The organism is Mesorhizobium sp. P3_A9 (assembly GCF_056402975.1).
In genome coordinates this window covers 1-12,428 of the sequence record NZ_JBFUGJ010000171.1, presented here as the reverse complement: position 1 = coordinate 12,428, position 12,428 = coordinate 1, and the positions used below count along the sequence as shown (strand labels likewise).

Here is a 12,428-nt window from a genome sequence, read left to right as displayed (position 1 = left end):
CAGCAGTGTCACGGTCGGGCAGATGACCGATGTCAACGTGACGCTGAACGCGGGCGTCCTGGCGGTCGACGCGCCAGGCGCGGACGGCTTCAAGATCTTCGAGGCCAAGAAGAACATCCAGGGCGAGCGCAAGCAGGTGACCTACGCCTATGGAGAGAAGATGCAGACCACGCTGGCAGCGGGCGACTACGTGCTCGTGACCAATTTCACCACCGACAAGGCCGACAAGGAGACGCCCTTCACGGTCAAGGCCGGCGAGCGCAGTGAGCTCAAAGTCGAGTAGCACCCAGCCGGACAAGCAAAAGGGCGGCTCAAGGCCGCCCTTTTTTATTTGAAAATCCAGAAGACGATCAAGCCGTTCCGAAAGCGCTGGCGCCGTGGTCGGCGCGGCCGACCAACTGCCGGAACCCGGCGAAAAGCTCGCGGCCGAAGCCGAATTCATTGCCGATGAGATCGACTTCCGCGGTGCGGCGCAACGCGAACTCCGTCCCCGGCACCAGCACTTCCAGCGTGCCGGCATCGGCGTCGAGGCGGATGATGTCGCCGTCRTGAATCCTGGCGATCGGCCCGTCCTCGACCGCTTCCGGCGTCACATGGATTGCCGCCGGCACCTTGCCGGAGGCGCCCGACATGCGCCCGTCGGTGACCAGCGCGACGCGCTGGCCGCGATCCTGCAGGATGCCGAGCACGGTCGTCAGCTTGTGCAGTTCCGGCATGCCGTTGGCCTTCGGACCCTGGAAGCGGATGACGGCGATGAAATCGCCGGTGAGCGTGCCCGCCTTGAACGCGTCGTTCAGGCCCTGCTGGCTGTCGAACACCTTGGCCGGCGCCTCGATGAGGCGCCGTTCCGGTTTGACGGCCGAGGTCTTGATGACGGCATGGCCGAGATTGCCAGCCAGCACCTTAAGGCCGCCCGTCGCCTGAAATGCCTTGTTGAACGGCGCCAGCACCTTTTCGTCGCCGCTTGCCTGCGGTGAAGCTTCGCGCACCACGGAGCCGTCGGCGCCGAGCTTTGCCTCGACCGCATAGGGCCGTAGGCCTTCGCCCCACACCGTCTGTACATCCTCGTGCAGGATGCCCTCATCGAGCAGTTCGCGGATCAGGAAGCCGAGCCCGCCGGCGGCATGGAAATGGTTCACGTCGGCAAGGCCGTTCGGGTAGACGCGCGCCAACAGCGGCACCGCTTCTGAGAGATCTGAGATATCCTGCCACGTRATGGCGATGCCGGCCGCCGCCGCCATGGCGATCAGATGGATGGTGTGGTTGGTCGAGCCGCCGGTGGCGTGAAGGCCGACGACGCCGTTGACGATCGAACGCTCGTCGATCATGCGCCCGACCGGCGTATAGGCATTGCCGAGCGCGGTGATCGCCAGCGCCCGCTTCGTCGCTTCGCGAGTCAGCGCCTCACGCAACGGCGTGCCGGGATTGACGAAGGAGGCGCCCGGCGTGTGCAGGCCCATGATCTCCATCAGCATCTGGTTGGAATTCGCCGTGCCGTAGAAGGTGCAGGTGCCCGGCCCATGATAGGATTTGGACTCGGCTTCCAGAAGTTCGGCACGACCCGCCTTGCCTTCGGCATAGAGCTGCCGGACCTTGGCCTTTTCGTCGTTGGGCAGGCCGGTCGTCATCGGTCCGGCCGGAATGAACACAGCCGGCAGATGGCCGAAGGTGAGCGCCGCGATCACCAGCCCSGGCACGATCTTGTCGCASACGCCGAGATAGACGGCGGCGTCGAACATGTTGTGCGACAGGCCGATCGCTGCCGACATGGCGATCACGTCGCGCGAAAACAGCGACAGTTCCATGCCGGGCTGGCCCTGCGTGACGCCATCGCACATCGCCGGCACGCCACCGGCCACCTGGGCGATGCCGCCGGCCTCGCGTGCGGCCTCCTTGATCAGGGCAGGGTAGGTTTCGAAGGGCTGATGCGCCGACAGCATGTCGTTGTAGGATGTGATGATGCCGAGATTGGGCACCTTGTCGGCGCCGAGCGCCAGCTTTTCCGAGGGGCTGCACACCGCAAAGCCATGAGCGAGGTTGCCGCAGGACAGCACCGACCGGTTGGCGGTCTGGTTCGATGCCTCGGCGATGCGGCCGAGATAGCGTTCACGCCCTGCCTTCGAGCGTTGGCGAATGCGCTCGGTGATGGCTTCGATGTCGCGTCTKGCKGTCATGGCGGTCGGTCCTTTCAGGTGAGGTCCCGGAAACATCCTCCCGCCGTTGCCGGGACCACGGTAAATCTATAAATCAGGGTGCCCAGAAAACCTCTACGGGCCTGCGGACAGCGTCGAGCACGGCGCGGATCGGCTTTCGCGGCCCGGGCGCGACCGCACCGTCAAAGGCGGTGCGCTTGTCCTCGCCCTCTATGTGCAGCGCGATGAAGCCGGCATCGACGATGCGCGCCAGCGTCAGGGTCAGCCGCGGTTCGCCAGCACTTGCCGCATGAACCGGCAGGATGATCCTGTCCGAGGCCGGGTCGAGCAGTTTTGCCAGATCGTCGGCATCGGGAAAGAACGAGGCGGTGTGGCCGTCCGGTCCCATGCCGAGCACCACGACATCGAGCGGCCAGGGCAAGGACCGCAATGCGGCATCATCGGATGCCGCCGCATCCTCGATGCCTGATGCCTCATGGTAGAGCGGCACGAAGCGTGCCGCCTTGGCCGCGTTCTGCAACAGATTTGCGGCAACCAGCCCGGCATTGGAGCGCGGCGAGGAGGCCGGCACGAAACGTTCGTCGACCAGCGTCACGATCACTCTGTCCCAGGCGATCGGTATCGCTGAAAGGGCGGCGAAGAATCTTGCCGGCGTGGTGCCGCCGGAGACGGCGAGCAGCCCCGTGCCGCGTTCGGCGATTGCCTTGGTCAGGCGGCCGGCGACATGGCCGGCAAGGGCGGCCGCCAACTCCTGGCGCCCGTCGAAGCCGTTCCAGTTGTAGCTGGCGCTGGTCAATTGCTCTCGTGCCATGTCCGCCCGTCACGTTCGATCAGCGCTATCGAGGCCGACGGCCCCCATGTGCCGGCCGTATAGCCCTGTGCTTCCTGCTTGGCGCCTTCCCAAGCGTTCTGGATCGGGTCGATCCATTTCCACGCCGCCTCGACCTCGTCACGGCGCATGAACAGCGTCTGGTTGCCGCGAATGACATCCATGATCAGCCGCTCATAGGCGTCGGGCGCGCGGCCGTCGAAGGATTGCGCGAAGCTCATGTCGAGCGAGATCTGCCGCAGCCGCATGCCGCCCGGGCCCGGATCCTTGATCATGATGAACTGCTTGACGCCTTCGTCCGGCTGCAACCGGATGACCAGCTGGTTGGCGAAGATCGGCCCGGCGCTGTCGCCGAAGATCGAATGCGGGATCGGCTTGAACTCGATGACGATTTCCGAAACCCTTGTCGCCAGCCGCTTGCCTGTCCTKAGGTAGAACGGMACGCCCGMCCAGCGCCAKKTGCCGATCTCGGCCTTGATGGCGACRAARGTCTCGGTGYTGCTSTCCTTGCCGAGYTCCTCGACATAGCCTTTCACYGGYCCGCCGGCCGARGCKCCGGCGCGGTAYTGGCCRCGCACSGTKTGCTTCGGCGCCTCGTTGCCGTTGATRCGCTTCAGCGCCCGCAGCACCTTCAGCTTCTCGTCGCGCACGGCGTCGGCGTCCATCGACGACGGTGCCTCCATGGCGACGAGGCAGAGCAGCTGCAGCATGTGGTTCTGCACCATGTCGCGCAGCGCGCCGGCCTTGTCGTAATAGGTGACGCGGTCTTCCAGGCCCACGGTCTCGGCGACCGTGATCTGCACGTGGTCGATATGGGCGGAGTTCCACAGCGGCTCGTAGAGCGCATTGGCAAAGCGCAGCGCCATCAGGTTCTGCACCGTCTCCTTGCCGAGATAGTGGTCGATGCGGAAGATCTGGCTTTCGTGGAAATCGTCGCCGACCAGATCGTTGAGCGCTCGCGCCGAGGCAAGGTCGCGGCCGATCGGCTTCTCAAGCACGATGCGCGAGTTCGGTGTGATCAGCTTGTGCTCTTTGAGCTTGTGCGAGATATCGCCGAACAGCGCCGGCGCCACSGCSAGGTAGAAGGCGCGGATGCTCTCGCTCTCGCCGATCGCCTTCTTGAGCTTGTCGAAGCCGGCGCCGGTCGTCGCATCGGCCGAGACGTAGGAAAGCCGCGCCAGGAAGGTCTTCAACTCCTTGGCGTCGATATCGGCCGGCTTGACGTGGTCTGAGATCGCCTGGCTGGCGAAGGCCTGGAATTCCTGGTCGCTCATCTTCGAGCGCGACGTGCCGATGATGCGTGTCGGCTCGGAGAATTGATGGTCGCGCTGGCGATAGTAGAGTGATGGCAGAAGCTTGCGTTCCGACAGGTCGCCGGTGCCGCCGAAAATGATGAAGTCGAAAGGGTCGACGGGGATGATCTGGCTGGTCATGGTCTGTCCGCTTTGACGCCGSTCRCGAGTACGCGGCTGATATAWTCTAATCGATTTAAATTTTCCAGTGCCAYGGTGTCACATCGAGGCCCAATCGCTGGATATTGATTGGGTCCACCTGTGCGCTTGACACTGGCGCTTGCCGGAGGCTTGTCGGTGAACGAAGACTCCGGAAGCTTTCGCAGTTGCAGCATAGAACGTGAATGTGACGAAAGCTAAGGGAGAAATGGCGCGTTGTCTGTCGTGGCATGAGCCACGGCGGCCAGCCGCCTTGTTGGTTCCGGGAAGACATCAATGAGCGGGAAAAGCATGCGTCTGGAAAACAAGGTCGCCATCATCACCGGTGCGGCATCCGGGTTCGGCGAAGGCATGGCCAAGCGTTTTGCCGAAGAGGGCGCCAGGGTGGTTGTCGCCGATCTCAACGCCAAGGGCGCCGAGCGTGTCGCGAATGAAATCGGTGAGGCGGCGATCTGGACGCAGACGGATGTTTCGCTGCGCTCCGAATTCGACGAGATGGTCTATGCCGCAAAAAGCGCCTTCGGCCGTATCGACATCATGGTCAACAATGCCGGTTTCACCCATCGCAACGGCGACATGCTGAAGGTCGACGAGGAGACTTTCGACCTGATCACCGCGATCAACATGAAGGCGATCTATCATTCGGCCCTTGCCGTGGTGCCGATCATGGAGCGGCAAGGCGGCGGCGTCATCCTGACCACTGCCTCCACCGCCGGGCTCAGGCCACGGCCCGGCCTCACCTGGTACAACGCCTCGAAAGGCTGGGCGATCACCGCCACGAAGTCGATGGCGGTGGAACTCGCGCCGAAGAACATCCGCGTCAACTGCCTCTGCCCGGTCGCCGGCGAAACCGGCATGCTGGAGAAATTCATGGGCGCCGACACGCCCGAGATTCGCGAGACATTCCGCGCCTCGATCCCGCTCGGCCGGCTTTCGACGCCGCTCGATATCGCCAATGCAGCACTCTGGCTGGCATCGGATGAAGCCGCCTTCATCACCGGCGTGGCGCTGGAAGTCGACGGCGGCCGCTGCATCTGAGCTGATCGGCGCTACGCATGGCTGTCGTTTGACTTGATCATCCACGAGAAGGCATAAGCTGCGGGGCTTGGGAAATCTGGCGGCGCAATGAATGCGAAACTGCGGAAAATTCGCGAAAGCCTGAGGCAGCGCCTCATGGCTTACAGGGCAAAGCGCGCCCGCTCGAAAAGCAAAGCGACCTTCATCGGCATAACCGGTAGCTCCGGCAAATCGACCGTCACGGCGCTGCTTGGGCACATATTGGCCGGCCATGACCCGGTTCATGTTCAACTTCTTTTCCATTCGCTGGAGATGTTGTCGAGGATGCTTTCGCGCCGGATCGGCGGCGTAAACTACGTCGTCGTTGAGGTGTCAGCGTCGGCGGTCAATTCCATCAAGCCGTTAGCGGAAATGTTGCGGCCGCATGTCGCTGTCGTCACAATGGTCCGGCTTGAGCATGTCTCCAGTTTCAGAACCTTGGAGAATGTCGCTGACGAAAAAGGCGCGCTCGTCGAGGCTCTGGAGCCGGGCGGCTTCGCCGTCCTCAATGCCGATGATCCCAATGTGCTGGCGATGGCACCGGGCAAGGGGCAACGCTTCGTCACATTCGGCGAGTCAGTATCGGCCGACTACCGTGTCACCGAGGTCAGTGCGGGGTACCCTCGCATGCTCAGCTTCAAGTTACACTGGCGCGGTGGCACGCTCGACCTCAAAACTCCATTCCCAGGCGAGCATTTCTGGCTGCCGACGGTCGCCGCTGCGGCCACGGCCCTCGAACTTGGAGTGCCTTCGCAAACCGTCAAGGACAGGATCGAAACGTTTGAGCCCGTGGAAAACCGGTGCCAGGTGATCATCCCCGAGGGCGGGCCGCACTTCATCGTCGACTCCGTCAAGGCGCCTTGGCATTCGCTACCCCTTGCCTTGAGTATGATGGCGAAATCCACCTTTAACAAAAAGCGGATCGTGCTTGGCCAGCTGTCGGACTTTACCGATTCGAACGCAAAGTATGCCCGCGCCTATAAAAGCGTGCGTGAGATCGCGAACCAGGTGATTTATGTCGGCGAGCATGCGCATCGCTCAAAGGCCAGCCAGGCCGATCGCGACACTGGCCGCTTCGTCGAATTGCGCACGCCGAAAGAGGTCTCGGATCACATCAGGCGGACAGCAGTACCGGGCGAATTGATCCTGTTGAAGAGTTCTTCCAATCTTCATCTGGAACGTGTCCCGCTTGCCTGGACTCACGATGTTCGATGCTGGGTTCCGGTATGCGGCAAAACCGAAGGATGCCAGCAGTGCGGCCTCTATGAAGTCCCCTTCGAACAACATCGGGAGTTTGTAAGGCAACGCAAATCGGCGCGCCGCCTGCAACGTTTCCGGCGGCTCTTCAGCCGATGAGTTCTGTATCGAACAGGTTGCGGAAAAGCCTCAGGCGCCGGGCTTGATGTAGCTCTTGTAGATCCAGCCGTGCTTGCCGTTGTAGACGATCTCGCACCACTGCTTGCAGCCCATCAGTTGCACTGAAGTCCGGGCAGGCACTGTACCGATGGGGGTAGCCCCTTTCTTCGGGGCACTGCGCATGGTCACAGCCCTGAGGATACGGCCGCTGCCCGCTGCCGCAACCTTTCGCGGCTTCGCTTTGGCATTGTCGTCTTGTGCATTTGCGGGTTTTTGTTCCGGTGCTTGCGGCTGCACCTCGGGGATGGCCGCGGTCTGCGCGCCATCCGGCTTGCTGCCTGCCACGGGCGCCGGGGCGGCAACCTTGGCAAGTTCGGTGGTGGCATCGGTATCGGTCGCCGATTGTGCGAATGCCGCCGTGGTAGCCGGTTTGTCCGGCGCCTGGTTGGCCACTTGGCCGGGGGCTGCTGCTTGATCGGCATCAGGGGCCGCGGAAGCGGTCTTCGGCTGCGCCCCGGTCCAGCGAGGGTCATTGGCCGCGAGCGCTTGTATGTTTGCTTTCGCTGCCGCCACGGTCGGTGAAACCTGGTCGGACTTGCGGGCCGGCTGCGGCACGGTCGCCGCGGCCACCGTGGTTCCGGCAGGGACGATCTTCATTGTCTTCACTGGAATGGTCGGAATGCTTTGTTCCTGGCTGGCGGCGGCCTGGCGCTCGCTCGTTGGCAATGCCAGCCAGAGCGCCACCGCGGCCACGCCGAGCAGCGCGGCGGTGCCGACCGCGGCAATCACCAGATGCGAGTTCGAACGGACTTCCTGCCAGAARGASGGCCGCATGTCGTATCCAAACTGCATGGCAAAGCGCCGACGTTCCGGCGCACCGAAACTGAAGGGCTCTCTCACTCTTGCCACCTCCATAAGCGGGCCGGTGTTCTTTCGATCGCTGCCGGAAGTCCGGCGTCTGATCGGCATCGGTCCCAAAATCAACGCGGACAAGCCCGCAGCAATCCCCGAATAATCGCCCAGAAGCGGGAACCTTTCGCCCGCGATTGTGGCATCAGTACGCCGTAACAAGGGATTCTGCACCTTTGACGGGATTTCCGCAATGTGCCGCTAGGGCAACAAATGTTACAATGAATATTACAATATTACATGAGATCGTGATGGCGATCTGATCCGACCTGAGGCGCGTCGTGTTGAAACGGATTCAGGCGGCGCGCTTCATGCCTTGTTTTCATGCATGTCGTTCTCCCAAACCGGGAGCCATTTTTGGGCGACATGCACTAGATTCTGTCCCGTAGCGCGAACCAGTTCAGTGCCAGGAAAAGCAGCGGCGTGCGAAAGCGTCGACCGCCGGGGAAGGGCGGAATTTTCAGGTCCTCGATCAGCTTCAGCCTGTCGCGATTGCCGGCAACGGTCTCGGCATAGAGCTTGCCGAAGAAGTTCGACAGCATGACGCCATGGCCGGAATAGCCGCCGGCCGAGATCACATTGGGCATCACTTCGCGCACGAAGGGTTTTCTCGGCACGGTGATGCCGACATAGCCGCCCCAGCCATGGGTGATCTCGACATCCTTCAATGCCGGATAGAGTTCCACGATCTGGCGGCGGATATGGATGTGGATGTCCTTGGGGTCATTGACGCCATAAACCTCGCGTCCGCCGAACAGCAACCGGCCGTCCCTCGACTTGCGGAAATAGCGCACGACGAAGCGGGAATCATCGACGGCCTCGCCGCCGGGTAGCACTTTTGAATCTGTCCCCAAAGGCACCGTCGCACCGATGAACGAGCCGATCGGCATGATGTGCGCCGCACTCACCGGCTCGAGCGTACCACCATAGGCATTGACCGCGATCAGGCACTTTTGGGCCGTCACCGTACCTCTTGGCGTCGAAACCTTGACTTTGCCGCCTGCTGAAATGATGCCCGTCGATGGCGTCCCTTCGAACAGCTGGGCACCGGCCTGCGCCGCCACCCGCGCCGTGCCGATCACCAGCTTCATGGGATGGATGTGGCCGGTGCCGGTGTCGCGCGTGCCGCCGAAATAGGCGGTCGAACCCAATCGCTCCGCCGTCTCCTTCGCGTCCATGAAGGAGATGTGCGGATAGGAAAAACGGCTGGCCATGATCTCGGCATGGGCCTTGTAGTCGTCGACATAGCGCGGCTTGTGCGCGACCGAAAGTTGGCCCGGCATATAGTCGATATCGATCTGGTTGATGGCGGCGAATTCGATGAGATGCGCCTTCGCCTCCTCAGCGAGATCGAACAGCGCCTTGGCGCGGGACAGACCGTATTCCGCTTCCAGGTCCTCGGCCCAGGCGCGCTGGCCGGTGCCAAGTTGCCCGCCATTGCGCCCGGAAGCGCCGTCGCCGAAACGGTACGCCTCGATCAGAACGACATTCGTTCCAGCCTTGGCCAGATGCGTCGCCGCCGACAGACCGGTGAAGCCGCCACCAATGATGACAACGTCGCAAGACCGATCGCCGTCAAGCGCCGGGTACTCAGGTCTTGGCCCGGCCGTATCCTCATACCAGGAACGGCCGGGAGAAATGGGAGATTGGTAGGGCATGACGGGYGAAGACTCGAGGGAGTTTTGGAAGGGGTAGAAGAAGTAGAGAATAGGGAAGAACCAATATTGTTTCTATTCGCTATTCGCCTCTTCAAACGTTGAGCAACAAATATTCCCGCTCCCACGGACTGATCACTTCCATGAAKGTCTCGAATTCCGCCCGCTTGATYGCCGCRTAGGTSGCRGCRAASGACTTGCCSAGCAGCGCGCAGAGYTCCTCGTCGCCCTCGAACAGGTCGACGGCTTCGAGCAGGCYGCGCGGCAGGTCGATCTCGTSSGCRTTGGCKGTSGTCAGCACMGGAGGCTCGGCCTTGAKCTTGTTGGTSATGCCGATCARYCCGCAGGCAAGCGAGGCCGCCAGCGCCAGATAGGGATTGGCGTCGGAGGACGGGATGCGGTTTTCGACGCGCCGCGCCGCGGGATCCGAACGCGGCACGCGGAACGCCGTGGTGCGGTTATCATAGCCCCACTTGTTGTTGACCGGAGCCGAGGCCGCCTGTGTCAGCCGGCGGTAGGAATTGACGTAGGGCGCGAACATCACCAGCGCGTTCGGCACATGCTTCTGCATGCCGCCGATGAAATGGAAGAACTCCTCGGTCTCCGAGCCGTCCTCGGCCGAGAATATGTTCCTGCCTGTTTTCTTGTCGACGATCGACTGATGGATATGCATGGCCGAACCCGGCTGGCCCTGGATCGGCTTGGCCATGAAGGTCGCGTAGATTTCGTGCTTCAGCGCCGCCTCGCGGATGGTCCGCTTGAACATGAACACCTGGTCGGCGAGTTCGATCGGGTCGCCATGGCGCAGATTGATCTCGAGCTGGCCGGCGCCCTCTTCATGGATGAGCGTGTCGATCTCCAGGCCCTGGCTTTCGGAGAAATGGTAGATGTCGTCGATCAGCTCGTCGAATTCGTTGACGCCGGCGATCGAATAGCCGGCGCCGCCGCCGATTGCGCGCCCCGAGCGGCCGACGGGCGGGGTGAGCGGATAGTCGGGGTCCGGGTTCTTGCGCACCAAGTAGAATTCGATCTCGGGTGCCACCACCGGCTTCAGTCCAAGCTTGTCRTARGCGGCAASCACGCGCTTCAACACATTGCGCGGCGTGAATTCGACCGAGCGGCCATCCTGGTGGACGAGGTCGCAAATGACCGCGGCCGTGGGGTCTTCTTCCCAGGGCACCACCGTCAGCGTCGACAAATCCGGCATCAGCTTGAGGTCGCCGTCGTCTTCCGGATAGTGGAAGCCATTGCCGTCTTCGGGGTAGCCGCCGGAAATCGTCGTCATGAAGACGGCCGAAGGCAGTGCCAGCGAGGTGTTGGAGGTGAATTTCTTCGACGGCATCATCTTGCCGCGCGCCACGCCGGCCTGATCAGGCGTAATGCATTCGATGTCCTCGATGCCGCGCCATTGCAGCCATTCGCTGACTTCCTTCCAGTTCTTCACACCGCGCAGGTTTTTCACGAAGGCAGGCGTGCGCGCCCGTCCTCCGCGGCTCGACGGACGGACTTCCTTTTTTGCAGGCGGCATCATTCACCAGATTGGGTTGCGGATTTYGGAGTATAGCCGTTCGCCGCTGTGGAAGGGAAGGGGAGCCGCTGCCGGCATTTGCCGCCGAGGTTGAAAATCGCRCCGGTCGGCTTAGGTTCGGGCGGCTCCCAACCGGAAGATATCGATGCGAAACAACAACGAACTGACGACCATCGGCTTCGATGCCGACGACACGCTGTGGCAGAACGAACAGTTCTTCCGCATGACGGAGAAGCGCTTCGCTGCCATGCTTGCCGACCATCGCGAGGAGAAACAGATTTCGGCGCGACTGCTCGAGGCCGAACGGCGCAACCTTGCCGTATATGGCTTCGGCATCAAGGGATTTACCTTGTCGATGATCGAAACAGCCATCGAGGTCACAGACGGGCGGGTGCCGGCCTCGGTCATAGCGGAGATTCTCGACGCCGGCCGCGAGATGCTGAGCCATCCGATCGAGGTCCTGCCGCATGTGCGTGAGACGGTGGAAAAGCTCGCTGGCGCATACCGCCTTGTGCTGATCACCAAGGGCGACCTCTTCGACCAGGAGCGCAAGCTGGCCGGCTCCGGCCTTGGCGACCTGTTCGATGCGGTCGAGATCGTCAGCGACAAGAATGCCGCGACCTATGCCAGGCTCTTCAGCCGCCACGGTGACGGTCCGGCAAAGAGCATGATGGTCGGCAATTCGCTGAAGTCGGACGTGGTGCCGGCCATCGAAGCCGGTGGCTGGGGTGTCCATGTGCCGCACGAGCTGACCTGGGTGCTCGAGCATGTCGAGGCGCCGGTCGCGGAACCGCGGTTCCGCCAGATATCCGATCTCGGGCAATTGCCCGAACTGGTGCAAAACATCGCCAGGCTAGATTGATCGTGTTTTGGCTAGCGGCTGATCAGGCGATCGATCACTGGTTGCAGCCGCTCGGGCGTGATCGGCTTGGCAACCACGACGTCAATCACGCTCGACAGGCCGAGGCTCTCCGGCGTGCCGGTCTTGGTCGAAAGCAGGATGACGGGAGGAAGCGATTTGCCCGAAGCCCGCCGCAACGTTTCGATGCCGGACATCAGATTGTCGCAGTCCTTGTTGTCTGCGCCGCCGTCCAGCACAATCACGCCTGGCACCAGCGTCCGCAAGGTTTTCGCCGCCATATCGGGCGATTCCGAGATCGGCCTGAGCCCGGATCGCTCGACGATCTTCGACACCACCACGCGATTGATCGGCGATTTCCCGACCACAAGCACTTGCGAGGGACTGCGGGTCATCTCGGCGCTTGAATCCTGGGTCACCAGATTCGGATGTTTTGCGGTCTCGCCCTCGCTACTCACTGGGCACCCAAGTCGGCCAAGAAGCTCGCCCCTATTTCAATGCAGAGTTGAATCTGGCCGACAATTGGCGTGAGATCGCCCCCCATGTCAAGTTGAAATAAAAGGCCCTTGGAAACACCTCATCCGACAGTGGAGTCAAGCAACAGTACTGTACTGCCCTGTCCACGAATTGGT

Annotated in this window: 10 protein-coding genes and 1 pseudogene; 4 read left to right on the top strand and 7 right to left on the bottom strand. The window is 62.2% G+C overall.

Going from position 1 to position 12,428, the window contains the following annotated elements; genetic code table 11:
- Nucleotides 1–283: pseudogene (locus AC1DX0_RS21410) on the top strand (vWA domain-containing protein); the annotation flags it as partial.
- Nucleotides 284–350: 67 nt separating this feature from the next.
- On the opposite strand, the gene edd reads toward AC1DX0_RS21410, so the two are convergent.
- The 3 genes from edd to zwf form a co-directional block, all read right to left on the bottom strand.
- A complete protein-coding gene (gene edd / locus AC1DX0_RS21405; protein ID WP_477223999.1) occupies nucleotides 351–2,174 on the bottom strand; it encodes a phosphogluconate dehydratase in 1,824 nt (607 codons plus the stop codon).
- A gap of 73 nt (nucleotides 2,175–2,247) precedes the next feature.
- Entirely contained in the window at nucleotides 2,248–2,964 is a 717-nt protein-coding gene (pgl, locus tag AC1DX0_RS21400) for a 6-phosphogluconolactonase (RefSeq protein ID WP_477223998.1), read from the bottom strand.
- Nucleotides 2,946–4,415: a glucose-6-phosphate dehydrogenase gene (gene zwf / locus AC1DX0_RS21395; protein WP_477356760.1), complete on the bottom strand. Its 1,470-nt coding sequence runs from the start codon at nucleotides 4,413–4,415 to the stop codon at nucleotides 2,946–2,948. Before zwf ends, pgl begins: the two co-directional genes overlap by 19 nt.
- 309 nt (nucleotides 4,416–4,724) lie before the next feature.
- Here zwf and AC1DX0_RS21390 point away from each other — a divergent pair, with 309 nt between their 5' ends.
- Together AC1DX0_RS21390 and AC1DX0_RS21385 are read left to right on the top strand one after the other, a co-directional pair.
- Nucleotides 4,725–5,471 (top strand): SDR family oxidoreductase, encoded by a 747-nt coding sequence (locus AC1DX0_RS21390; protein WP_477224043.1) that lies wholly within the window; start codon nucleotides 4,725–4,727, stop codon nucleotides 5,469–5,471.
- A gap of 87 nt (nucleotides 5,472–5,558) precedes the next feature.
- Nucleotides 5,559–6,845 carry a Mur ligase family protein gene (locus AC1DX0_RS21385; RefSeq protein WP_477223997.1) on the top strand — a complete coding sequence of 429 codons (1,287 nt, stop codon included), beginning with the start codon at nucleotides 5,559–5,561 and terminating at the stop codon, nucleotides 6,843–6,845.
- A gap of 30 nt (nucleotides 6,846–6,875) precedes the next feature.
- Here the strand turns inward: AC1DX0_RS21385 and AC1DX0_RS21380 are convergent, their stop codons facing one another.
- The 3 genes from AC1DX0_RS21380 to AC1DX0_RS21370 form a co-directional block, all read right to left on the bottom strand.
- On the bottom strand, nucleotides 6,876–7,745 hold the full coding sequence (locus AC1DX0_RS21380) for an SH3 domain-containing protein (RefSeq protein WP_477224042.1): 870 nt from the start codon (nucleotides 7,743–7,745) through the stop codon (nucleotides 6,876–6,878).
- Nucleotides 7,746–8,125: 380 nt separating this feature from the next.
- Nucleotides 8,126–9,412 (bottom strand): NAD(P)/FAD-dependent oxidoreductase, encoded by a 1,287-nt coding sequence (locus AC1DX0_RS21375; RefSeq protein WP_477223996.1) that lies wholly within the window; start codon nucleotides 9,410–9,412, stop codon nucleotides 8,126–8,128.
- 91 nt (nucleotides 9,413–9,503) lie between these two features.
- The gene (locus tag AC1DX0_RS21370; RefSeq protein WP_477356758.1) at nucleotides 9,504–10,940 is read right to left on the bottom strand and encodes a glutamine synthetase family protein; all 1,437 of its coding nucleotides are present in this window, start codon (nucleotides 10,938–10,940) and stop codon (nucleotides 9,504–9,506) included.
- Between the two features lie 142 nt (nucleotides 10,941–11,082).
- Here AC1DX0_RS21370 and AC1DX0_RS21365 point away from each other — a divergent pair, with 142 nt between their 5' ends.
- The gene (locus AC1DX0_RS21365; protein WP_477223994.1) at nucleotides 11,083–11,799 is read left to right on the top strand and encodes an HAD family hydrolase; all 717 of its coding nucleotides are present in this window, start codon (nucleotides 11,083–11,085) and stop codon (nucleotides 11,797–11,799) included.
- An 11-nt stretch (nucleotides 11,800–11,810) separates the two neighbouring features.
- Here AC1DX0_RS21365 and AC1DX0_RS21360 read toward each other — a convergent pair whose 3' ends face one another.
- Nucleotides 11,811–12,191 carry a response regulator gene (locus AC1DX0_RS21360; protein ID WP_477223993.1) on the bottom strand — a complete coding sequence of 127 codons (381 nt, stop codon included), beginning with the start codon at nucleotides 12,189–12,191 and terminating at the stop codon, nucleotides 11,811–11,813.
- Between the last annotated feature and the right edge of the window lie 237 nt (nucleotides 12,192–12,428).

Bases quoted from the DNA above. Each gene is read 5' to 3' on its own strand.
- pgl (WP_477223998.1), bottom strand. From the start codon at position 2,964: ATGGCACGAGAGCAATTGACCAGCGCCAGCTACAACTGGAACGGCTTC.
- AC1DX0_RS21390 (WP_477224043.1), top strand. From the start codon at position 4,725: ATGCGTCTGGAAAACAAGGTCGCCATCATCACCGGTGCGGCATCCGGG.
- AC1DX0_RS21385 (WP_477223997.1), top strand. From the start codon at position 5,559: ATGAATGCGAAACTGCGGAAAATTCGCGAAAGCCTGAGGCAGCGCCTC.
- AC1DX0_RS21375 (WP_477223996.1), bottom strand. From the start codon at position 9,412: ATGCCCTACCAATCTCCCATTTCTCCCGGCCGTTCCTGGTATGAGGAT.
- AC1DX0_RS21365 (WP_477223994.1), top strand. From the start codon at position 11,083: ATGCGAAACAACAACGAACTGACGACCATCGGCTTCGATGCCGACGAC.
- AC1DX0_RS21360 (WP_477223993.1), bottom strand. From the start codon at position 12,191: ATGACCCGCAGTCCCTCGCAAGTGCTTGTGGTCGGGAAATCGCCGATC.